Raw genomic sequence first — 21552 nt, 5'->3', positions numbered from 1 at the left:
TTAAAAGGGTCTCGCGTCAATGGTCAAGGGTCTTGACAAGATTTCCAATTCGTGCGCCGGGCTCGTGTTACGCGACCATTACGATACTTTTCGGAATTACGCCATACAGCATGTCCGCCAATTCCGCCAGATCACAGCGTGCGATCGGCGAGCAGGGGGTCGGCCTTCACACGTCCGGCCGTGACCGCGCCCGGATCGCGGCCGTACAGCCCGGAGACCAGGGCGAGACCGATCACGCCACCGATCAGCTGGACGACGACGAACCCCGGCACCGAGGACGGGGCGATCCCGGCGAAGGTGTCGGAGAAGGCCCGGCCGATGGTCACGGCCGGGTTCGCGAAGCTGGTCGACGAGGTGAACCAGTACGCCGCGCCGATGTAGGAGGCGACCGCGACCGGCGCCAGGCGGGCGTTCCCCGCACGGACCAGCAGGAAGACGACGAGCACCAGCCCCGCCGTGGCGACCGCCTCGCCGAGCAGGAGGTGCCCGGCCGAGCGGTCGTGCGTGGACCAGGTGACGGCGGCCTTTCCGAACATCGCGTTGGCCAGCACGGCCCCGCTGATGGCGCCGGCGATCTGGGCGGCGGCGTAGACCCCCACGTCCGAGAGCGAAAGCTCGCGGTGCACCCACCAGTCGGCCAGCGTGACCACCGGGTTGAAGTGCGCCCCGGAGATCGGGCCGAGAACGAGGATCAACACCCCGAGCCCGAAGACCGTCGCCGTCGAGTTCTCCAGCAGTTGGAGTCCCACGTCATCGGGCGAAAGCTCCTGCCCCATGATCCCCGACCCGACCACCACCGTCACCAGCAGCAGCGTGCCCACGTACTCGGCCAGCGCCCGGCGGGGCAACGCCGGGCTCACCAAGAATCACCGATCCGGTCGAGACGCGCTGCCGAGTCACGCACGCTTGGCCTCCCCTGGACATGACATACCGCATGACGTCCTGCCGCACCGCGCCAGCCGACCTGTCGCCACACGACCCGAACCGATATTTACAGATATCAATGCGATTTGGTAGCGCCAATTTCCGCGAAGTTCGCCTGACTGCCGCGCCGAACGCCTAGCCGCGATGACCCATTTCCGGACAGGCCAAAAATAGGCTGGTGTGGAGCAACCGGTCAGCGCGGGCACGCGAATCGCCCTTCACCACCGTCCGCACCGCATCAAGATCACCAAGGGGCCGAGCTCCCCGCACGGCCCGGCTGGCGATGGCCATCAAGGCTGGTGGAGGCGGCGCAGAAGCGCCGGCGCGGTCAACGCACCCCAGCTCGTCGAGCGGCCCGCGCCGGGACCACATTCGTCAAAGGAAAACCGTCGAGCGGCCCGAGGAATCACCGGCCGTTAAGGACCAGTCAATAGGGCGTTAACAGGATCTTCACTCAAAAGTCTTGACGATAGCTCCGATAGTCCTGACGCTATTGCCGTCGGGCAGGGGATATACGGTTCAAAGGCCGGTGATGTCAGCGTGAACGTCGGACAGGCCGTACAACAGCGCTACAGCGTCACAGCGCCGCGTCGCGGGTCCCCGCGCCGGGCCGTGCTGCTCTGATGCGCAATCCCTTGCGGCTATTCCCTCGGACGTATTGCAGCAGGATTTCGGCTGCGGAAATCCCGTCAGCTACGTAGGACCGGGCGAGCCGGTGCTCGACCTGGGCAGCGGCGGCGCGGGGCTGCAACCGGTCCGTGGCCGGGCGGTTCCACTCCGGCCGAGCCAGACCTCTCGCTGCGCGCGCTCCCCCACGAGCACCGCTACCCCCCGGAGGCATTCCTATGGAAGTGCTCGTACTTGTGCTCGTGCTCTTACTGGCCGCCGCCAACGGAGCGAACGACGTGCCGAAGGGTGTCGCCACGCTCGCCGGCGCGGGCGTGACGAAAATCCGCACGGCCATCGTGTGGGGCACCGTGGCCACCACCCTCGGCTGCCTCGTCTCGTTGACGTTGGCCTCGAAGATGACCGATCTCTTCTCCAAAGGCATCGTCTCCGCCAAGCCCACCCCGGCTTTCACGGTCGCGGTGCTGATCGGAACCATCTTCTGGGTCGTCTTGGCCACCGTCCTGAAGTTGCCCGTCTCCACCACCCATGCCCTGGTCGGCTCGCTCCTCGGCGCCGGAAGCCTGTTCGCCAGTTCCGCCGTCGAGTGGAACGGACTGCTCGGGAAGGTCGTGCAGCCGCTGCTGCTGAGCATCCTGGTGGCCTACGCCATCTCAGCCGTTTTAGGAATCGTCACCCGCAAAGTCGTGACGATCCGTACGGCGAGAAGGGAGAGAATCCAGGCTCCGGTCCCGGACGGCGACGCGGCGCCGGTCGCGACCTTGACGAGACAGGTCGAGCCGACCAAGGCGCAGCAAGCCATCGGAATCGCGCACTGGGCGACAAGCGGCCTGGCGAGCTTCTCCCGGGGCCTCAACGACGCGCCCAAGATCGTCGCTATCGGCACCTTCGCGCTGGTGGGCGGGATGACCCCGACCGGCCTGCTGTTCGCCGTCACCGCGGCCATGGCCGTCGGAGGTGTCGTGGCGGGCTCTCGCATCGCCGACCGGCTCGCGTACTCCGTTATCAAGATTCCCCATGTCGAAGGTTTCACCGCCAACCTCACGACCGCGAGCCTCGTCGGACTGGGCGCCATACTGGGCTTGCCCATGTCGACCACGCAGGTGTCGGCAGGCGCCATCTCCGGCATCGCGGCCAACGACCTCTCCAGGCTCAATAAGAAGACCGTCCGGGACCTGCTGATCGCGTGGTTGTGCACACCGCCCGTCGCCGCCGCCGTAGCCGCAGGGGCGTACCTCCTGCTTGCGTAGCGGCACCCGCTTCGGAGGCGTGACAGCCCCTCCTGGTCGCCTCAGGCAACGTGAGGCGTTCCGCCTCCTCCCATCAGGAGAGCTCCAGCGGATCGAAGGGACCACCCATGCCCCCGATGCCCAGCGTCCTGTTCGTATGCGTACACAACGCCGGCCGTTCTCAGATGGCGGCCGGCTGGCTCGCTCATCTGGCCGGCGACCGCGTCCAGGTCCGTTCAGCCGGTTCGGCGCCCGCAGAGCGGGTCAACCCCGTCGCCGTCGACGCCATGCGCGAGGTCGGCATCGACATCAGTGCCGAAAGTCCGAAGCTCCTCACTGCCGACGCCGTCCAGGTATCCGACGTGATCATCACCATGGGCTGCGGTGATGCCTGCCCTCTCTTCCCCGGCAAACGGTACGAGGACTGGAAACTCGACGACCCGGCCGAGCAAGGCCTGGATGCGGTGCGCGTGATAAGAGACGAGATCTACGACCGGGTGAAGGCTCTGCTGGTCGAGCTTCTGGAGCCCTGATGCGCTTCCCGGGAGCACATGGTTGACGTCCCTGGCCGCCGGCCACGCCCACAACCTTCGCGTCGGCCGGATCGTAGGATCACACCCGCGAGCCGCACGACGCGCGGGCCGGCCGCTTCACGCCGGCTCCTCCCCCACGGAGTTGACGATGCGCCGGGCGAGCTCCAGACGAGGTCTGTCGATCATCTCTCCGTCGACCCGTACGGCGGCGCCCGCGGATCCGGCCGCCACGTCGAGCACACGCCGGGCCCAGTCCAGTTCCCCATCCGAGGGCGTGAACGCGCTGCGGACGAGAGCGACCTGACGCGGGTGCAGACACAACTTGCCGGTGAATCCCAGGGCCGCCGCCCGGCGGGCGGCCCCCAGGGTCGCCGCCTCGTTGTCGATCTCGGGCTCGACCCCGTCGACGGGCCCGGGCAGCCCGGCGGCCCTCGCCGCGAGGACGACCTTGCTGCGCGCGAACAACAATCCCTGCTCGTCGCCGCCCCGCGAGGGAATACCCGCGTCGAGGCAGAAGTCGAGGTTTCCGAACAGAAGCCGCGCCACGCCCGGAGCCTGTGCGATGAGATCCGCGTCCCGTACGCCCCGGGCGGATTCGAGCAACGCGAAGACCGGTACCCGCGGGCCGAGCACGGCGGCCACCGTCGCGACGTGCTCCGGCGCCTCGGTCTTGGCAAGGACGACTCCGGCCAGCCCTTCGGCCCCGGCGAGCGCCGCCAGGTCGTCATCGTGCCACGGCGTGCCGATCCCGTTGACCCTGACCAGTGCCGGGTGGACGGAGACGTGGCCGGCGGCGGCCGCCCGCGCGTGTGCCTTGTCCTGCGGGGCGACGGCGTCCTCGAGGTCGATGATGATCGCGTCCGCGCCGCTGGCGGCGGCCTTCGCGAAGCGGTCGGGCCGGGTCCCGGGCACGAAGAGCAGGGTCCGCGCCGTCGTCCCGTACGCCCCGGTCACGGTGTGCCGGGACGCGGGTCGAGACCGGCGGCCCGCAGAGACCTCTCGTCCCACCGGGGTTCGACGACGGCGCGGGTGGGACCATGCCCCCGCCGGTAGACCAGAAGGGTGCGCTCGAAGCTGATCACGATCACCCCGTCCTGGTTGAACCCGATGGTGCGCACCTCCACCACGCCCACGTCGGGACGGGACTGCGACTCGCGCACCGAGAGCACTTCCGACTGGGAGTAGATCGTGTCGCCTTCGAAGACGGGATTGGGCAGGCGCACCCGGTCCCAGCCCAGGTTCGCCATGACGTTCATGGACACGTCGTGCACACTCTGCCCGGTGACCAGGGCCAGGGTGAAGGTCGAGTCGACCAGCGGCCTGCCCCACTGCGTTCGCTCCGCGTAGTGCCGGTCGAAGTGGATGGCCGCCGTGTTCTGGGTCAGCAGGGTGAGCCATGAGTTGTCCACCTCGGTCACCGTACGGCCGAGCGGGTGCCGGTAGACGTCGCCGACGACGAAATCCTCCAGGTAACGGCCCTCCCAGCTCACTGACGGCGTTCGGGGCGCCGGGGAGGCGGTTCCGTTCTCGTCCACGTCGGGTCTCCTTGTCGATGGTGTCTGTACGCCGGTGCCGCCCTCGGTATGCCCGGAGCGGCGAAGGCGGGAAGCGGCTGCTCCCATGGATGTCATGCTGCGAGTACTGGGCCGCCCCCGGCGGGATCAGTGACGGGCCAGGCCCAGCAGCAGGCCGCCGGCCGATACCGCCGGGCTGCTCGTCAGGAACAACGGTGTGCCCGCCTCGGGCGCCCGCACCTCGGCGAAGACCTCACCCCACACGTCGCTCATCGTTCCCAGCAGCCCGGCGGCCGGCACGGGCTCCCCCACCGCCACGGCGGGCTCCCACCAGCCCGCCCGGTCCGTACGCAGCCAGTGCCACCCCTCGTGCAGGCGGACATCGCGCACCGGCCACGGCTCACCGTCCAGCACGCCGACGGATCTGGCGATGTTGGTCAGCCCGGCCAGGTGCCGGTCGATCGCCGCCCGGTCGAGCAGGCCGTTCTGGCCTGACTCCGCGATGACGGCCGGGATGCCGGCGTCCGCCGCGGCCGCGCACGTGCTGCCCGCCACGGTCCGCGCCTCCGCGGCCTGCCTGACGACGTGCCCGGCGCCGTACGCCAGGGCGAGTTCCAGCGAGGCCGCCTCGACCGGGGACTCCTCGAAGATCGTGAACGGCTCCAGTGACTCGGGCAGGTCGCCGGCGTGCATGTCGACGAGGTAGTCGGAGCCGAGGACGAACTCGGTGAAGACGTGGTGCGCGAGCACCTCCGTGAACGAGCCGCGAGGGTCGCCGGGAAAGCTCCGGTTCAGGTTCTCGCCGTCCACCGGGACGACGAACGGCGTCCTGGCCCAGAATCCCGGCACGTTCACCACGGGGACGACGACGATCCGCCCGGAGACGCCGTTGTCGTCGAGGTTCCGCACGAACTCGCGGACGGCCGCGATCGAGGCGTACTCGGCGCCGTGCACGCCGGACAGCACGGTGAGTCGCGGCCCGTCTCCGCGGCCCCGGATGTCGAAGTACGGGATGTCGAGCCCGTCCGGGCCGAGGCCGGGGATGCGGAGAGTCCGCCGCTCGATCATCGCACCGCCGTTCCGAGGTCCGGCAGCGCCTCGGCGAGGAAGTCGCGCATCGTCTGCTGGAACAGCTCCGCCTCCTCGATCTGCGGGGAGTGCCCGGACTTCTCGAAGACGACCAGCGTGGAGTCCGGGATGAGGGAGGCGATCGTCTCCGACGACGACACCTGGGTCACCCAGTCGTGGCGGCCCACGGTGACGAGGGTGGGGCAGGTCACGGACGGAAGCTGCGGCTTGACGTCGTAGATCGGCGCGTTCTGCTGGAAGCACCAGTTGTGCGCCTCGTGGCGGTAGATGCCGGCCTCGACCCGCGCGGCCGCCTTCTCCGGGTCGTACTCGTGGTCGTACAGCGGGATCAGTTCGGCCCAGCGGGCCTTCAGGTCGGCGTCGTCGCGGATCTTGCCGCTCCAATAGCGCTCGTAGTTCTCCCAGTCGAGCTCCACCCGGGTCTGCGTGCGCGCGTTCTCGTGGGCGAGCTCCAGGTTGGTCCGGTCCGGTGAGGTGTCCCGCAGGATCATCGCCCGCACCCTGTCCGGGTAGGCGATCGCGTACTCCATGGCGATGAATCCGCCGTAGGAGCCGCCCGCGATCACGATCGTCTCGGCGCCGGCCCACTCGCGCAGCGCGTCGACGTCGGCGGCCCACTGGGCGTGCGAGTAGGGCGGGACTCCCTCACTCAGGCCGCAGCCGCGGGCGTCGAACACCACGACGCGGAACAGGTCGGACAGCGGGCCGAAGGTCGCCTTCGGCTCCGCCAGCGAGCCGATGCCCCCGCCGCCGTGGTGGGCGATCAGCACGGGGGCGCCCTCCTCGCCGAGGACCTCGACGTTGAGCCGCGCACCATTGATGTTCACGAACATGTGCACTCCTTGCTGAGGAAACGCGGGCGCCCTGGCTCAGGCCGCCGCGGAGTCGATCCAGGCGGCCACGATCTGGTCGAGCACACCGAGGGGGACGGCGCCGTTGCCGAGCACCGTCCCGTGGAAGGCGCGGATGTCGAACCGGGATCCGAGCCGGGCCTCGGCCACGGCCCGCAGGCGGCGGATCTCGCGACGGCCGATCATGTACGCCAGCGCCTGCCCGGGCCATGCGATGTAGCGGTCGATCTCGTTGCGGACGTTGGCCCGCGTCGTCGCGGTGTTGTCCCACATGAATTCCATGGCCTGCCTCCGCGACCAGCCGAGGTGGTGCATGCCCGTGTCCACCACCAGCCGGCAGGCGCGCAGCGCGTCGAACGAGAGCATCCCCAGCCGGGCGATGTCCGAGGTGTACAGGCCCATCTCGTCGGCCAGCCGTTCGCTGTACAGGCCCCAGCCCTCGACGTACCCGCACACCTCGGCGTCCAGGAAACGCCGGTACGCCGGAAGGTCCGTCAAGGTCTGCGCGGAGGCGATCTGCAGGTGGTGCCCGGGCGTGCTCTCGTGGAAGGCCAGTGCCTCGTACTCGTACACGAACCGTTCCTTCGGGTCGGCCGTGAGGACGCAGTGGGCGCCGGGCCGGGACCCGTCGCCCGCCGGCGGCCGGTAGTGGGCGAGCGCGGCGTTGCCCGCCTCGATCGGGTTGATCTCCTCGATGACGCAGTCGGCGATGTCGTACGCCGGGAACCAGTCGTCGCGGGCCTCCTCGGCCCGGCGCAGCGCGTCGGTCACCACGTCGACGATCTCGGCGGCCGAGCCGAACCGCAACGAAGGATCGTCCCGCAGCCGGGCCAGGATCTCGCCCACGTCGCTCGTGCCGAGCACCCGGCCGCCCAGCTCGGCCCATTCCTGTCTCAGCTCCGCGAGACAGTCGAGGCCGATCTGATGGATCTCCTCCGGAGACAGGTCCGTGGTGGTGTGGCGCCGCACCGCGGCCCGGTAGCCCTCCTCGCCACCGGGGACGAAGCGGACGCCGACCCGCTCGTCGGGCCGGGCCACGGGCAGCAACTCGTCCCTGAGGCCGGCGAGCAGGCGCCGGAGCGCGGGACGGACGGACTCCTCGACGATGTGGGACGCGCGCGCCCTGACGCTCCCCTCGTCGACGCCGGCCGGCAGCCGGAGGCTGAGCAGGGTGTCGTCGGCCAGGCTCAGCGAAAGGTGCCCGGTGAGCTGGTCGATGGCTTGGCCGACGCCGACGCGGGTGGGTATGCGCCCGTCCTCCTTGGCCGCCCGATAGCGGTCGAGGATCGCGTCGACGAACGCGGGCAGGGCGGTAAGCCGCCGGAGGTACTGGTCGACGGCCACCGCGTCGGAGAGGGACGCCGCCGGGACCGACATGAACATCATCGCCTGCGGTGAGGAGTAGCCGTCCGCGGACGCCCCCGTCTCCCACAGCCCGTGCTCCAGATCGGACCGCACGCCCCAGGCGAGGCGGCCGAGCACCGCGTGGTTGATCCGGTCGGCCGGGTTCAGGCCGCCGGGGTCGATCTCCGCCAGCCGCCGCTCGATGTCCGCGATCTTCGCGGCGTCGGCGGCGGAGCCGGAGCGGCTGGGGTCGGGCACCAGCCCGTCGAAGCCCGAGACGCCGAGCAGTGTGGCGCTGAAGGGGTCGGCCGTGTGCTTCACCTGGAAGAACTCGGCGCTGAGCTGGGCGAGCCGATCGTCCGCCCCGGCGGCCGCCGGGGGCTGGTCGTCAGGAATCACTGATCCTCTTTCCTGTTGACGGGGGCGCGGGAGGGGCCACTAGGCCCAGATCCGCTCGAGCGCCCGGAGGATGTTGCCGCCGAGCACGGCCGTGATCTCGCTGTCGGAGAACCCTTCCCGTACGAGCAGGCCGCAGATGTTGTGGAAGTTCTCGGTCGGGTTCTCCAACCCGTCGACGTACTCCACCTTCTCGAAGGAGGGGCCGCCGGGTGCCGCGGCGCCCACCTTGAGCAGGTGCCCGAAGACGGTGTGCAGGCCGACGTGGTCGCCGTAGAGGGTGTCCGGCCCGAACGCGACGTGCTCGATGCCGACCAGGTCCAGGCAGTACCGGAAGTGGTCCATCACGGACAGGATGGTGTGCCGGGGATGGGCCTCGGACAACGTCGTGTGGGGCGCCGCCGACATCCCGATGACGCCGCCCGTCTCGGCGACCGCGCGCAGGACGTCGTCCGGCTTCATCCGCGGCGTGTCCCAGACCGCACGCGCTCCGGCGTGGGTCATGAACACCGGGCGCTCGCTCACGGCGCAGACGTCCAGGCCGGTCCGGTCGGAGGAGTGCGAGATGTCGATGGCCAGGCCGAGCCTGTTCATCCTGGCGACCGCGCGCCTGCCGAAGTCGGTCAGCCCGCCGTCGGTGGTCTCGTTCAGGCCGCTGCCGAGGGCGTTGGCGTCGGAGTAGGCGATGCCGATCTGCCGGAGGCCGAGGCCGTACAGGACGTCGAGCCGATCGATCTCGTTCTCGATCGGCGTCGCCGCCTCCAGGCCGAAGAGCAGCCCCACCTTGCCCGACCGGTGCGCGTACTCGATGTCGTCCATCGTCCGGATCACGATCACGTCGGACTGGTGGGCGATGTCGGCCTGGCGCATGCCGAGGTCGGTGATGATGTCGAGCCAGCGCCACGGGGCGTTGCCGGTGACGCAGGCGGTGCCGTCCATCATGTTGTCGAACACCACGGTCATGCCCGACGCGAGGAGCCCGGCGAACGCGGTGTGCTGGCGTCCGGTCCTGTTGTACTCCGGCGTCTGCCGCATGTCCGCGGGGAACCGGACGGGATGGTCGTGCAGGCTGACCACGACGTTGTCCCGCAGCAGCCGCTCGGCCCGTTCCCGCTCCTGCTCGCTCAGGCCGCCGGCGTACGGCGGCACGCGGCCGAACTCGGGGGCCAGCTCGATGTCCGGGAAGTCGACGCCGGGCGTGAGGTAGCCGTACGACTCGTAGGCGCCCACGGTCACCGCGTGCCGTCCCTGCGGACCGGCGCCAGCCGGTGCGGCCCGTCTGCGAGCAGCCGCCACAGCCGCTCCCAGGCGCGCATCCCCTCGCGCAGCCGGGAGATCCGCATGAACTCGTTCGGCGCGTGCAGGTTCTCGTCGGCGGTGGAGAAGGAGAAGAACAGGGTCTTCGCGCCGAGGACCTCCTCGAACAGGGCCGTCGCGGGCAGCGTCCCCGCGATGACGGCCAACAGGACATCCTGGTCCGGGTAGACGTGCGCGAGCGCCTCGGTGGCGGCGCGGATCGCCGGGTGGCCGGCGGGGATCGTGTACGCGGGCACCCCGCCCTTGTCGGGGCGGACGGCGACGCGCACGCCGGGGATCTTCTGGGCGAGCACATGGTCGGTGATCGCCTGGAGCACCCGTTCCGGGCGCTGGCCCGGCACGAGACGGCAGGAGATGTGGGCGGTCGCGACGTGCGGGATCACCGTGTACTTGCCTCCGGCCAGGACGCCGTTGATCTCGAGGGTGGGACGCTCCCACAGCCGCTCCAGCGTGCTGTAGCCGGCCTCGCCGAAGAGGCCGTCGAGGCCCAGGTCGTCGCGGTAGCGGTCCTCGTCGAACGGCACCGCCGCGATGGCGGCGCGGCGCTCGTCGCTCAGCTCGGGGATCCCGTCGTAGAAGCCGTCGACCGCGACCCGGCCGTCGGCCGCGTGCAGGCCGGCCAGGATCTCGCTCAGGGCGTGCACGGGGTTGGCGACGGTGCCGCCGTAACGCCCGGAGTGCAGGTCGGTGGCGGCGCCGCTGACCTCGACGTCGAGCGTCACCAGGCCTTTGGACGCGATCGACAACGAGGGCTCGCTCGGCCGCCACATCGCCCCGTCGGCCGAGATGACCAGGTCGGCCGCGAGTTCGTCCGCATGCTCGCGCAGGTATGCGGGGAGGTGGGGGCTGCCGATCTCCTCCTCCCCCTCGAAGAGGAACTTGACGTTCAGCGGCAGCGCGCCTTCCTGCTCGATGAACGCCTGCGCCACCTTGAGCACGATGAAGACCGGGCCCTTGTCGTCGGTGACCCCGCGCCCGCGCATCACGTCGCCGTCGACTCTCAGCTCGAACGGCGGGGTGCGCCACTCGGCGAGATCGCCGGTCGGCTGCACGTCGTAGTGGCCGTAGACCAGGATGGTGGGAGCGCCGGGCGCCCCGAGCCACTCGCCCCGGACGACGGGGTGACCCGCCGTGTCGACGACCCGTCCGCCGGCGAAGGACAACTGGGCCGCGAGCCATTCGGCCGCGGTCCGCATGGTCTCCGCGGTGGCGTCCCGGCTCACGCTGGGCACCGCGACGTAGTCGGCGAGCTCGTCGAGGTAGGCGGCGTCGGTCGAATCAAAAGAGAGCATGTCCACCATCAATCGAGAGGGTCTGACCGGTGATCCAGGATGAGGATTCCGAGACGAAGAACCGGACGCCGTGCGCGATGTCCTCTGGCCGGCCGAGCCGGCGTACCGCGATGCCTTCGACGAGCGCGGCCTGCCCCTGCTCGCCGTAGCTCTCCCACTGCTCGATCGTCGTGGGATTGGACAGGACGAACCCCGGCGCGATGCAGTTGACCGTGATGCCGAACCGTCCCAGCTCGTGCGCCATCTGACGGGTGAAGCCGATCTGCCCGGCCTTCGCGCTGGCGTAGGCCTGGATGCCGGTCAGGCTGACGCTGCGGCCCGCGCCCGACGAGATGTTCACGATGCGGCCGAAGCCTCGCCGCTTCATGGCCGGCACCGCCGCCCTGGTGCACAGGAAGGTGCTGGTCAGGTTGGCCGCGACCACGGCGGACCAGTCCTCGTCGCTGATCTCCTCCAGAGGGTGGTGGACCTGGCCGACCACCCCGCCGGCGTTGTTGACCAGGATGTCGACGTCGCCGATCTCGGCGAAGAAGGCGTCGACCGCGGACGAGTCCGTCACGTCCACCGTGTCCTTGTCGACGCCGTGCACCCGGGCCCCGTCCGCCTCGAGCGCGGCGGCGATGGCCGCCCCGATCCCGTGTGCCGTGCCGGTGACGACGGCGACCCTGCCCCTGACTGCTGTCACTGGTCGAGCCATCCCTTCTCGAGCAGCTCGCGGACCTCGGCCACGCCGGCGTCCCACACGATTCGCATGTCCTCGTCGCTGCGCTGGTAGGCCCCACCCAGGCTTCCGTCCGGGGACAGCTCCCTCATCTCGCGCGCGGTCACGTTGTCCGCCAGCGACCTCGGCAGGACCGGCGCGCTGCCGCCGGGGATCTCGACGCCGTCGACCCTGGTCCAGGCGAAGTTCTCCAGCCAGGAGCCGTGGAACTGGTCGTCGTCGAACCTGGACGCGGCCTCCGCCGTCTTCGGCGCGTTGTACCAGCTGTGGAACAGCACCTCCACCCGTTCCTCGCGCGGCAGGCACACCCATTCGCGGATGAGGCCGGCGACGGGAGCGTTGCCGCCGTGGCCGTTGATCACCGCGATCCGCCGGAACCCCTGGGAGGCCAGGCAGTTGAGCAGGTCGCGGATCACCTCGATGTAGGTGCTCATCCGCAGGCTCATGCTGCCCGGGTACTCCACGAAGTACGGCGCCATGCCGAACGGCAGGACCGGCAGGACCGGCACGCCGAGCGGCTCCGCCGCTTCCACCGACACACGCTCGGCCAGTAAGGCGTCCGTCCCGAGCGAGAGATACCCGTGCTGCTCGGTCGACCCGACCGGGAGCACGATGCGATCGTCGCGTTGGAGGTAGTCGGCGATCTGCATCCAGTTGCTGTCGAAGACCCGCACCGGTCCTCACACTCCGTTCGATATGCGAAGTGAAACCAATGTCGACCTTGGGAGTGGTCAACCGTAAGGGAAGTTGCGTCTCATACTAACCATTTGCCCCGCAAATACCAGCCATCCACTGCAAACGCATTCGGATCGCCTGTCGCTGCGGGTGTCCGCCCCGAGATGTGGCACCTGTCATACGGGTGACTCCGGCGGCGGGGCTCTTTCCGTGCCCTTTCCGTGTCCCCGGCGGGGTAGCCTTCCCGCCATGCCCCCTCGCCGCCGCTCCCCTGCTTCGCACGCCCCGGCTGCTTCACATACCTCGGCCGCTCCCCTGCGGGCTGTCGCCGACGTGCCCGTCCCAGTGCCTCCGGTTCCGCTGGACGACGTGGACCGGCAGATACTCGTCCTGCTCAGCCAGGACTCCAGACGCTCGCAGCGGGCGCTCGCCCGTGAGCTCGGCATGTCCGCCCCCGCGGTCGGAGAACGCATCGCGCGTCTGGAACGTCTCGGTGTGATCCAGGGGTACGGCGTGCGCGTGAACTGGAGCGCCGCGGGCTATCCGATGACGGTGTACCTGATCATCACGGCCGTCCAGGGCTACCAGCAGCAGGACCTCGTCGAGCAGCTCGCCCTGATACCCGAGCTGGAAGCGCTCGACATCGTCACCGGCGCCATGGACATGCTCGCCCGGCTCCGGGTGCGTGATCACCAGCATCTGCGGCAGCTGCTCATGGACTGCATCTGGCAGATCGAGGGCGTGCAGCGCACCGAGACCGCGCTCAGCCTGGTGGAGATAGAGCCGAAGAACCTGGTGGCCGACCTGCTGTCGGCCCCGCCCGGCGAGCCGGCCTGAGCGGTCCGGCCGGCTCACCGGGGATCGTGTGGGGGGTCCGTGCGCCCGAAGGCGTTTTCGGGGGCGGGTCACGGACCTCGCGGCGGCGTGGCCATCTGGGAGACCTCAGCCCCGGCGATCGGCGGCGGCGCGCAGCCGCTCGATGCGTTCCGCGTCGTACCCGAGCACCTCGCCCAAGACGTAGGCGGCGTCCTCGTCGCGCCGGGGAGCACGCGCGTGGGCGCGTTGTTCCGAACCCACCCGCAGCGGGCTCGCGACCTGCCGCACGGTCCCGAAATAGGGATGTTCGGTCTCGACGACCATGCCCCGGGCGACGGTGTGCGGATCCCGCAGGGCCTGCGCCACGGTGTTCACCGGCCCGCACGGCACCCCGGCCGACCGCAGCAGGCCCAGCCAGTGCTCGCTCGTGCCGGTGGCGAACACCGCCTCGAGCTCGGCCAGCAGGGCTGCGGCGTTCTCCCGCCGCGCGGCGAAGTCCCGGTACCGGGGGTCGTCCGGCCACTCCGGATGCCCGAGGGCCCCGGCGAGCCGGCGGAAGAACTTCTCCTTCGGGCAGGCGACCACCAGCCAGCCGTCTCCCGTCGGGAAGGCCTGGAAGGGGACGAGCGACGGATGAGCGGAGTGGTGGGTGCGCCTGGGCTCGAAGTCGCCGTTGAGCTGCCAGGCGGCCGGGTAGGTCAGCATCGAGATCGCCGTGTCGAACAGGCTGACGTCGCAGTCGGCGCCGACGCCGTCGCGCCGCGCGGCGTGCAGCGCGGCCAGGATGGACGCCGCCGCCACCAGCCCGCCCGAGTAGTCCACGAGCGACAGCCCGGACTTGGTGGGCGGTCCGCCGGGCTCGCCGGTGAGGTCCATCCAGCCGGCCATGCCCTGCAGCACGTAGTCGTACCCGGGTTCGGCGCTGCGCGGCCCGGTCATGCCGAACCCGCTGAGCGAACTGCACACGATCGCCGGGTTGAGATGCTTGAGGTCGTCGTAGCGGATCCTCAGCTTGGCCGGGACGTCCCCCCGCAGGTTCGAGTGCACCACGTCGCTGACCTTGACCAGGTCCTCGAACACGGCGCGGCCCTCGGGCGTGGAGATGTCGAGGCTGAGACTGCGCTTGTTGCGGTTGAACGTCTCGAAGAACAGGCTGTCCTCGCCGTGCTGCTCGGGAACGACGTACCTCCCGATGTCACCGCCGGTCGACGGGTCCTCGATCTTGATGACCTCGGCTCCCAGGTCCGCCAGATGCACGCTCCCGAACGGCCCCGCGCCGTACTGCTCGATCGCGATGATCCTGACATCCTCCAGCGGCATCACGGCAGGACCGGCTCTCGGCGTGCCGCGGCGATCGCCGCCACCCGTGCCATCTCGTTTCCCACGATCATCAGTCCCTCGTCCACTCCCATTCCGGGCTTGGCCAGCACCTGTCCCGCACCGCAGGCCATGGCGACGTTGGCGGTGACCTGCGCCGAGCGGTCCGTCTCGTTGCACGTGCCACCGCAGTACGCGACAAGTCCGCGGTCGCGCACCAGCAGCAGCGCCTCGATCGTGTTGTTGATGCCGCCGAGGTCCGGTGTCTTGACGTGGATCACGTCGGCCGCGCCCCGGTCGACGAACATCTCGATGTCCTCAAGGGTGTTGCACCACTCGTCGACGGCGATCTTCACCCGCGCGTCCATCCGCCGCAGGGCGGACCGCAGCCGGACGTACGTCTCGATCTGGGCCTCCCGGCTCCCGGCGTCGACGGGATGCTCGACCACCAGCTCATACGGGGCCGCGATCTCCCCGAGACGGGCGAGATAGGCGGCGACCGCGTCGACGTCGCCGTCGAAGGCGAGGCCCACGGTGCCGTAGGTGTCGACGTGCAACCGGGGCGTGTACGCGCTGTCCGGGCGCAGCTCCCCGATCCTCTTCACCAGCCACCGCAGGTAGTCCTCGAGGAGTTCGCCACCCCGGCCCAGCTTGGTGTCGACGTTGTTGATCAGGGCGTGCGGCAGGACGTCCACCTGTTTGAGGATCATCTTCTCCGCGTTGGCGTACCGGTCGTCGCCGGTCTGCGCGAACATCGGCACCGGTTCCAGATCGACGCCGGTCGCGTATTCGTCACGCACGACCTCGGCCATGGTGAGCCGCCGGCTCTGCGCGACGGCGTCGAGCACCGCCTGCGTCACGCCGTACCGGATGGCCGTGTGCAACGGGCCGGAGGTCGTACGGCATGCGTCCACCCGCCCGGCCAGCTCGCGGAACGAGCCGAGCTCCGCGCCGGCCAGCATCGGGACGAGGTGCTCCTCGACGTCCCGGCGGGCCGCCGCGGCGCTGAAGAGCGGGTCGCGGCCACCGGCACCGCTGTACTGCACCGCCGCGCAGTCGCCGTGGGCCACGGAGCCGTCTTCGAGGAGCAGCAGGACCGACAGCGCCTCGCCCGCCTGCCGGATGGCGGAGAACCCGGGCGTGATCGGGGCGCCCGCGTAGGCGAAGCCGTCGTGCTCCGCACCGGCCCTGATCGCCGCCTGGTCGTCGGCGAAGAAGCCGGTGCGAACCGGCTGTGTGAGCACGTCGACTATCTTCATTCGACCAGCCCCCGGCACAGCAGCACGACCGTGATGAACGTCTGATAGATCCACAGCGGGTCGTCTCCGACGATGACCGCCGACAGGTCCCCGGTCCGCTCGACTCCGGCGATCCTGGCGGCCAGCTCGCAGTAGTCGCTGCTGCGGAAGGACATGCCGAGCGTGACCGGGAGGCCGATGGACGGCGGCGCGGCGCCCGGCAGGTGCTCGACGGCCTCGCGCGCCCGCTCGCGGATCAGGTCCCTCGCGGCCTCCGGGTGCAACGCCTCGGCGGAGAACCGGGACACCGACCGCTTCACGACCGCGGCCTTGATTCCCGGACAGAACCGCTCGGTCTCCTCTGCGGTCGTCGCGTCGCCGGTGACCAGCACGATCGGCACCCGGTATGCGGCCGCCACGAGCGCGTTGATGCCCGCCTCACCGGCGACGACGCCGTTGATCGTCACCTCGGCGAACGCCAGCGGGAAGTAGGTGTGCGACAGGACCGAGCCCCTGCTGCCCATCGATCCGTGATACGAGACCAGGAAGATCGCGTCGAAGCTCGGGTCGAGCCCCTGCATCATGTACATCGGCTTGTACCGGCCGGACAGATAGCCGGCGCGTCCGGCGAGTGCGTCCGGTTTCAGGTTCGCCATCTTCGAGTGCGCGTCGTTCACCAGGAACTCCGTGGCGCCCGCCCGCATCGCGCCCTCGATGGCGGCGTTGATCTCCCCCGTCAGCAGCTCGGTGTAGTACGGATACTGCGACCCGCCGATGACGCACTGGTCCCAGTCCACCACGCCGGCGGTCCCCTCCATGTCGGAGGAGATGAAGATCTTCACGACAGCACGCTCCTCGGGTGGGACTCCGGTCCGGTCGAGCTCTCGGTCATCACCACGTAGTACGAGCCGGCCTGTCCCGCCGCCGCGCCGTGCCGGCCGTCCGGCGTGAGGGCGAGACAGCGCAGCTCGGCACGGAACTCGTCGGGCAGGGTGGCCGCATCGGCGAGCATCGCCAGGCACGCCGCCGAGGGGTCGAGCCCGCGCGCGATGTCCGCGACGATGCCCCGGGCGCCGAGGACCCGCATGCTCAGCTCTCCCCGGCCCGTGCAGGCGGCGCCTCCGTACCGCGCGTCGGCGTAGTTTCCCGCGCCCGGAACGGCGGAGTCCCCGATGCGCCCCGGGTACTTCCAGGGGTAGCCGCTGGTGGACACGCCCACGACGAGCTCGCCTGAGGCGTCGAGGGCGATGATGTTGATGGTCCCCCAGGGCCCGTCGTGCGGGGCGAAGCGGTTGACGAGTTCGAGCGCGGTCCGGCGGTACAGCTCGTCGCCGGCCTGCGCCGCGGTCCGCTCGCCTTCGACGGACTCGTCCGACGGCTGGAGTGCCGACAGGAACAGCTTCTTGGACTCCTCGGTCAGCAGCTCCGCGCGGGCGAATCCGTTCTCCTCGGCGAACAGCTCGGCGCCCTCGCCGACGAGGAGGCTGTGCTGGGGTAGCCGCTCCAGGACGGCCCGGGCGATGGAGACGGGGTTGGGGAATCCCTTCACCGCGCCGACGGCGCCGAAGGCCCTCGTCGAGCCGACCATCACCGACGCGTCGAGCTCCACCACACCCTGGGCGTTCGGCAGCCCGCCGGTCCCCACGTAGTGGTCGTCCAGGTTGTCCTCGCACCTGCGCAGACCGGCCTCGACCGCGTCCAGGGCGGAGCCGCCGCGGGCGAGTGTCTCCATGGCGGCGGGCAGGCCGGCCTCGCTCCGCTCGCTGCCGATGACGATCGGACCGCTCACGCGATCACTCCTTCAGAATGGTGGGAAATGTGCACGCAGGCGGCGCGCCTGCGTGCGTCGCGGGGATCGGCGAGCAGCGGCGGCTCGGCGGCGCACGCGGCGACGACCGACGGGCACCGGTCCGCGAAGCGGCAGGGCTGGGTCCCGTCGCGCGTCGCGGACCGCGCGACCTCCTCCCGCACGGGACCGAGGTCGCCGGTCTGCTCCGCCTCCGCCTCCACCGGGCCCCGCGCGCCGACCAGGCGGGGAACCGAGCCGATGAGCAGCCTGGTGTACGGATGCGCCGGATCGTCGAACAGGGTGGCGGTGGCTCCGGTCTCGACGATGCGGCCCCGGTACATCACGGCGGTGCGTTCGCAGATCTGCCGCACGACCGCCATGTTGTGCGAGACGAAGATGACCGACAGGTGGAGCGTCTCCTTGAGGTCGGCCAGCAGGTTGATGATGGTGGCCTGGACCGACACGTCGAGGGCGGACACCGGTTCGTCCGCCACCAGCACGGCCGGCTCCAGCGCGAGCGCCCGCGCGATGCCGACGCGCTGCCGCTGCCCGCCCGAGAACTGCCGCGGGCGCTGGCCCAGGGCGCTTTCCGGCAGGCCGACCAGGTGCATCAGCTCGCGGTTGCGCGCGTCCACCCTGTTGCGCGGGACCAGCTTGTGGAACCGGAGCAGCTCCGAGAGCATCTGCCCGACCGTCATCCGCGGGTTCAGCGAGCTGTAGGGGTCCTGGAAGACCATCTGGATCGCGCGCTGCTGTGCCCGGGTGCGTTTCTCCGGCAGGACCTCGCCCTCGTAGTTGATCGTGCCCGCCGTGGGGCGGTACAGGCCGACGACGGTGCGCGCGAGGGTCGACTTGCCGCAGCCCGACTCGCCGACGAGGCCCAGCGTCTCCCCCTTGTGCAGCACCAGGTCCACGCCGTCGACGGCGCGGTTCACCACCGGCTTCTTCCCGAAGAGCCGGTCGGTCACCGACACGGGAGGGCTGAAGTGCCGGGCCAGGCCCTCGATCGAGAGAATCTCGTCAGCCGCCGTCACCGCGTGCTCCCCGCTTCTTCCTCGGCCATCGCAGTCCACCGCTCCGCCGTGTCCACGCGCCGGCAGGCGCTCAGTCTCCCCGTTCCGGCAGGCACCGGCTCCGGCTCCCCCACTCGGCAGGCGTCCTCGGCGAACGGGCATCGGGGGGCGAAGGAGCAGCCGGTCAGAGGCTGGGTGAGGTCGGGCGGCCGGCCGTGGATGGTCAGCAGCCGGGCCACGCGCCGGTCCGGGTCGGGCACCGACCGGAGCAGGGAGAAGGTGTACGGATGCCGGGGCTCGGTCACCAGGTCGACCAGGTCGCCGGACTCGACGACCTTGCCGGCGTACATGACGTACAGCCGCGAGCAGGTCTGGCTGACCACGGCCAGGTCGTGGCTGACCAGCAGCAGGCCGACGTGCTCCTCCTGCTTGAGCTGCCGCAGGACGCCGAGGACCTGGGCCTGGATCGTCACGTCCAGGGCCGTGGTCGGCTCGTCGGCGAGGATGAGCCGGGGCTTGGTGGACAGCGCGATCGCGATGCAGACACGCTGGCGCATGCCGCCGGACAGCTGGTGCGGATACAGCTCGTACCGGCGCTCGGGATCGGCTATCCCGACCTCTCTCATGAGGTCGACGGCGATCGACCTGGCCTCGCCGCGCGACTTGCCGAGCCTGCGCAGCGGCGCCTCGGCGATCTGGTCGCCCACGCGCATGACCGGGTTCAGCGCCGTCAGCGAGTCCTGGAAGATCATGCTCATCGTGTCGGCCAGCCGGCGCCGCAGTCGCTTGGCCGGCAGCCCGGTGACGTCCTCGCCGTCGATGAGGATGGTTCCCGAGACGATCCGCGCCGGGCGGGGCAGCAGTCCGAGCAGCGCGCGCAGGGTGAGGCTCTTGCCCGAGCCGGACTCGCCGACCAGCCCCACCGACTCGGCCGCGCCCACCGTGAGGGACACGCCGCGGACCGCGTGCAGCCGTGCGTGCGGCATGGGGATGTCGACGTGCAGGTCGTGCACCTCGAGCAGCGGAGGGGTCATTGGTTCGCCTTCTCCACGATGCCGTCCGCGATCAGCGCCAGCGCGAGTCCCGTGACGACGACGGCCAGGCCCGGGATCGTGGCCATGTACCACTTGGTCAAGATGAACTGCTGACCTTCCTGGATCATGGTTCCCCAGTCGGGGGTCGGCGGCGGCACGCCGAGGCCGAGGAAGCCGAGGGTCACGATCGCCAGCAGGGTGAGCACGATGTCGCTCATCGAGAAGATGATCGCCTGCAGGACGACGTTCGGCAGCAGGTGCCGGAGCAGGATCCGCCACGTCGGCAGCCCGCTGGCCCGCGCCGCCATGGCGTACTCCTGCTCCTTGGCGACCAGGACCTGACCGCGGACGATGCGGCAGTACGCCACCCACCCGACCAGAGTGACCGCGACGTAGATGCTGGTCGTCCCCGGCCCCATCGCGAAGACCAGCGCGATGACCAGGACCAGGAACGGGAACGCGATCACCATGTCCACGATCCGGCCGATGACGGCGTCCACCCATCCGCCGAACCATCCCGCGACCAGCCCGATCAGGCTGCCGATGATCAGCGGCGAGATGACCGCCACGACGCCGACCCGCAGGTCGACGCGGGCTCCGTAGAGCAGCCGGGCCAGCACGTCGCGCCCGAGCGCGTCGGTGCCGAGCAGGTGGCCCTTCGCGCCGGGGTCGAGGAAGGCGGCCTGGAGGTTCTGCTTGATCGGGTCCTGGCTCGTCAGCAGTGGCGCGCAGAGCGCGAGGGCGACGATCAGGCCGAACAGGATCAGCCCGGCGACGAGCGGCGCGTTCCACCGGCCACGCCGGCGGCGGGCGCCGGAACCCGCCGGCGCGGCGGGGCCCGCGGTGGCGACCGCGCTCATGTGAGCTGGACCCGGGGATCGAGGGCGGAGTGCGCCACGTCGGTCAACAGGTTCACGACGACGACCATGATCGCGAAGACCAGAGTGATTCCCTGCACGGTGGGGAAGTCCCTTCCGAAAATGGAATTGATCATCTGCTGTCCGATGCCCGGGAGCGAGAAGACCCGTTCGACCACCAGCGTCGATCCCGTGAGATAGGCGATGTTGACGCCCAGGACGGTGACGGACGAGACGGCGGCGTTGCGCAGGGCGTGTCCGAGCACCACCCGCGCGGTGCTGATCCCCTTGCTGTGCGCCGTCACGATGTAGTCGCTGCTCAGCACCTCGATCATGCTGGCGCGCAGGCTGCGGATCACGATCGGCGCGAGCGTCAGGGCGACCGTGACGCCCGGCAGCACGATGCCGCGCAGATGCTCGGCCAGGCTGTCGCCGTACCCCCCGACCGGGAACCAGCCCAGTTTCAGCCCGAAGACCAGGATGAGCACGATGCCCAGCAGGAACGCCGGCAACCCCAGACCCACGACCGGCACCGCCCGGATGATGTTGTCGGCGACCCCGTTGCGCCGCGCCGCGGCCAGGACGGCCAGCGGTACGGCGATCAGCAGCGTGAAGAAGGTGCCCGAGACCAGCAGCCAGATCGTCACCGGCAGACTGGTCCCGATCAGTCCCAGGACCGAGCTGTTGTACACGTAGGAGAATCCGAGGTTGCCCTGCAGCAGGTGGCCCAGGAACGTCAGATACTGGCTCAGCAGTGGCTTCTCGAGCCCCATCTGATCGCGCAGTTCCTTGACCGCCTCCGGGGTGGCGTGCACGCCGAGCAGGGTCGCCGCCGGATCTCCCGGGATCAGCCGGATCAGGAAGAAGACGATGAACGAGATCCCGAGCAACACCGGGATCAGCGACACCACCCGTTTCAGGATGTAGACGACATACCTCATCGTTGCTCTCGCTCCAGGTTCTCAGTCCGCATCGG

General features: G+C 70.1%; 21 protein-coding genes. 3 read left to right on the top strand and 18 right to left on the bottom strand.

What is annotated here, in order from left to right; all coding sequences use genetic code 11:
* Positions 1-131: 131 nt before the first annotated feature.
* Positions 132-860 carry an aquaporin gene (locus ACIBK1_RS34935; protein WP_396739983.1) on the bottom strand — a complete coding sequence of 243 codons (729 nt, stop codon included), beginning with the start codon at positions 858-860 and terminating at the stop codon, positions 132-134.
* 909 nt (positions 861-1769) lie between these two features.
* Here ACIBK1_RS34935 and ACIBK1_RS34930 point away from each other — a divergent pair.
* Positions 1770-2801 carry an inorganic phosphate transporter gene (locus ACIBK1_RS34930; protein WP_396739982.1) on the top strand — a complete coding sequence of 344 codons (1032 nt, stop codon included), beginning with the start codon at positions 1770-1772 and terminating at the stop codon, positions 2799-2801.
* Between the two features lie 107 nt (positions 2802-2908).
* Positions 2909-3313 carry an arsenate reductase ArsC gene (locus tag ACIBK1_RS34925; RefSeq protein ID WP_396739980.1) on the top strand — a complete coding sequence of 135 codons (405 nt, stop codon included), beginning with the start codon at positions 2909-2911 and terminating at the stop codon, positions 3311-3313.
* Positions 3314-3430: 117 nt separating this feature from the next.
* Here ACIBK1_RS34925 and ACIBK1_RS34920 read toward each other — a convergent pair whose 3' ends face one another.
* From ACIBK1_RS34920 to ACIBK1_RS34880, 9 genes are all read right to left on the bottom strand, one after another.
* Positions 3431-4267, bottom strand: coding sequence for an HpcH/HpaI aldolase/citrate lyase family protein (locus ACIBK1_RS34920; RefSeq protein WP_396739979.1), 837 nt, complete (start codon positions 4265-4267; stop codon positions 3431-3433).
* Positions 4264-4848, bottom strand: coding sequence for a MaoC family dehydratase (locus tag ACIBK1_RS34915; RefSeq protein WP_231514118.1), 585 nt, complete (start codon positions 4846-4848; stop codon positions 4264-4266). The genes ACIBK1_RS34920 and ACIBK1_RS34915 overlap by 4 nt, the downstream gene beginning before the upstream one ends.
* Positions 4849-4974: 126 nt before the next feature.
* Complete coding sequence (locus tag ACIBK1_RS34910; protein WP_051762454.1) at positions 4975-5895, bottom strand: succinylglutamate desuccinylase/aspartoacylase family protein; 921 nt, start codon at positions 5893-5895, stop codon at positions 4975-4977.
* Positions 5892-6749, bottom strand: coding sequence for an alpha/beta fold hydrolase (locus ACIBK1_RS34905; RefSeq protein ID WP_030511295.1), 858 nt, complete (start codon positions 6747-6749; stop codon positions 5892-5894). The genes ACIBK1_RS34910 and ACIBK1_RS34905 overlap by 4 nt, the downstream gene beginning before the upstream one ends.
* A 36-nt stretch (positions 6750-6785) precedes the next feature.
* Complete coding sequence (locus ACIBK1_RS34900; protein ID WP_396739977.1) at positions 6786-8510, bottom strand: DUF885 domain-containing protein; 1725 nt, start codon at positions 8508-8510, stop codon at positions 6786-6788.
* A 39-nt stretch (positions 8511-8549) separates the two neighbouring features.
* Complete coding sequence (locus ACIBK1_RS34895) at positions 8550-9743, bottom strand: dipeptidase (protein WP_396739975.1); 1194 nt, start codon at positions 9741-9743, stop codon at positions 8550-8552.
* On the bottom strand, positions 9740-11116 hold the full coding sequence (locus tag ACIBK1_RS34890) for a dipeptidase (protein ID WP_396739973.1): 1377 nt from the start codon (positions 11114-11116) through the stop codon (positions 9740-9742). The genes ACIBK1_RS34895 and ACIBK1_RS34890 overlap by 4 nt, the downstream gene beginning before the upstream one ends.
* Positions 11103-11801: an SDR family NAD(P)-dependent oxidoreductase gene (locus ACIBK1_RS34885; RefSeq protein ID WP_197042867.1), complete on the bottom strand. Its 699-nt coding sequence runs from the start codon at positions 11799-11801 to the stop codon at positions 11103-11105. Before ACIBK1_RS34885 ends, ACIBK1_RS34890 begins: the two co-directional genes overlap by 14 nt.
* On the bottom strand, positions 11798-12511 hold the full coding sequence (locus ACIBK1_RS34880; RefSeq protein WP_030511290.1) for a creatininase family protein: 714 nt from the start codon (positions 12509-12511) through the stop codon (positions 11798-11800). Before ACIBK1_RS34880 ends, ACIBK1_RS34885 begins: the two co-directional genes overlap by 4 nt.
* Positions 12512-12857: 346 nt before the next feature.
* On the opposite strand from ACIBK1_RS34880, the gene ACIBK1_RS34875 reads away from it, so the two are divergent.
* Entirely contained in the window at positions 12858-13349 is a 492-nt protein-coding gene (locus ACIBK1_RS34875; protein ID WP_051762448.1) for an Lrp/AsnC family transcriptional regulator, read from the top strand.
* Positions 13350-13454: 105 nt separating this feature from the next.
* On the opposite strand, the gene ACIBK1_RS34870 is transcribed toward ACIBK1_RS34875, so the two are convergent.
* From ACIBK1_RS34870 to ACIBK1_RS34835, 8 genes are read right to left on the bottom strand one after another with little or no spacing between them, the layout of a single operon-like run.
* Entirely contained in the window at positions 13455-14648 is a 1194-nt protein-coding gene (locus tag ACIBK1_RS34870; protein ID WP_231514117.1) for a CaiB/BaiF CoA transferase family protein, read from the bottom strand.
* Positions 14648-15904, bottom strand: a complete 1257-nt coding sequence (locus ACIBK1_RS34865; RefSeq protein WP_030511287.1) for a methylaspartate ammonia-lyase — start codon at positions 15902-15904, stop codon at positions 14648-14650. The genes ACIBK1_RS34870 and ACIBK1_RS34865 overlap by 1 nt, the downstream gene beginning before the upstream one ends.
* Positions 15901-16725, bottom strand: coding sequence for a M55 family metallopeptidase (locus ACIBK1_RS34860; protein WP_030511286.1), 825 nt, complete (start codon positions 16723-16725; stop codon positions 15901-15903). Before ACIBK1_RS34860 ends, ACIBK1_RS34865 begins: the two co-directional genes overlap by 4 nt.
* Positions 16722-17672, bottom strand: a complete 951-nt coding sequence (locus ACIBK1_RS34855; protein WP_051762446.1) for a N(4)-(beta-N-acetylglucosaminyl)-L-asparaginase — start codon at positions 17670-17672, stop codon at positions 16722-16724. The genes ACIBK1_RS34860 and ACIBK1_RS34855 overlap by 4 nt, the downstream gene beginning before the upstream one ends.
* Positions 17669-18706 (bottom strand): oligopeptide/dipeptide ABC transporter ATP-binding protein, encoded by a 1038-nt coding sequence (locus tag ACIBK1_RS34850; protein ID WP_396739969.1) that lies wholly within the window; start codon positions 18704-18706, stop codon positions 17669-17671. The genes ACIBK1_RS34855 and ACIBK1_RS34850 overlap by 4 nt, the downstream gene beginning before the upstream one ends.
* Positions 18703-19719: an ABC transporter ATP-binding protein gene (locus ACIBK1_RS34845; RefSeq protein ID WP_363528976.1), complete on the bottom strand. Its 1017-nt coding sequence runs from the start codon at positions 19717-19719 to the stop codon at positions 18703-18705. Before ACIBK1_RS34845 ends, ACIBK1_RS34850 begins: the two co-directional genes overlap by 4 nt.
* Entirely contained in the window at positions 19716-20579 is an 864-nt protein-coding gene (locus ACIBK1_RS34840) for an ABC transporter permease (RefSeq protein WP_396739966.1), read from the bottom strand. Before ACIBK1_RS34840 ends, ACIBK1_RS34845 begins: the two co-directional genes overlap by 4 nt.
* On the bottom strand, positions 20576-21517 hold the full coding sequence (locus tag ACIBK1_RS34835; protein ID WP_030511281.1) for an ABC transporter permease: 942 nt from the start codon (positions 21515-21517) through the stop codon (positions 20576-20578). The genes ACIBK1_RS34840 and ACIBK1_RS34835 overlap by 4 nt, the downstream gene beginning before the upstream one ends.
* Between the last annotated feature and the right edge of the window lie 35 nt (positions 21518-21552).

The sequence above is a fragment of the Microbispora rosea genome, assembly GCF_044460045.1.
Taxonomy (GTDB): domain Bacteria; phylum Actinomycetota; class Actinomycetes; order Streptosporangiales; family Streptosporangiaceae; genus Microbispora; species Microbispora rosea.
Note: the sequence above shows the minus strand (reverse complement) of the source record. Positions and strands in the feature narration are given on the sequence as shown.

Excerpts from the sequence above, each read along its gene's own strand:
- ACIBK1_RS34930 (WP_396739982.1), top strand. The coding sequence starts at position 1,770 with ATGGAAGTGCTCGTACTTGTGCTCGTGCTCTTACTGGCCGCCGCCAAC.
- ACIBK1_RS34925 (WP_396739980.1), top strand. The coding sequence starts at position 2,909 with ATGCCCCCGATGCCCAGCGTCCTGTTCGTATGCGTACACAACGCCGGC.
- ACIBK1_RS34910 (WP_051762454.1), bottom strand. The coding sequence starts at position 5,895 with ATGATCGAGCGGCGGACTCTCCGCATCCCCGGCCTCGGCCCGGACGGG.
- ACIBK1_RS34905 (WP_030511295.1), bottom strand. The coding sequence starts at position 6,749 with ATGTTCGTGAACATCAATGGTGCGCGGCTCAACGTCGAGGTCCTCGGC.
- ACIBK1_RS34890 (WP_396739973.1), bottom strand. The coding sequence starts at position 11,116 with ATGCTCTCTTTTGATTCGACCGACGCCGCCTACCTCGACGAGCTCGCC.
- ACIBK1_RS34870 (WP_231514117.1), bottom strand. The coding sequence starts at position 14,648 with ATGCCGCTGGAGGATGTCAGGATCATCGCGATCGAGCAGTACGGCGCG.
- ACIBK1_RS34865 (WP_030511287.1), bottom strand. The coding sequence starts at position 15,904 with ATGAAGATAGTCGACGTGCTCACACAGCCGGTTCGCACCGGCTTCTTC.
- ACIBK1_RS34845 (WP_363528976.1), bottom strand. The coding sequence starts at position 19,719 with ATGACCCCTCCGCTGCTCGAGGTGCACGACCTGCACGTCGACATCCCC.
- ACIBK1_RS34840 (WP_396739966.1), bottom strand. The coding sequence starts at position 20,579 with ATGAGCGCGGTCGCCACCGCGGGCCCCGCCGCGCCGGCGGGTTCCGGC.
- ACIBK1_RS34835 (WP_030511281.1), bottom strand. The coding sequence starts at position 21,517 with ATGAGGTATGTCGTCTACATCCTGAAACGGGTGGTGTCGCTGATCCCG.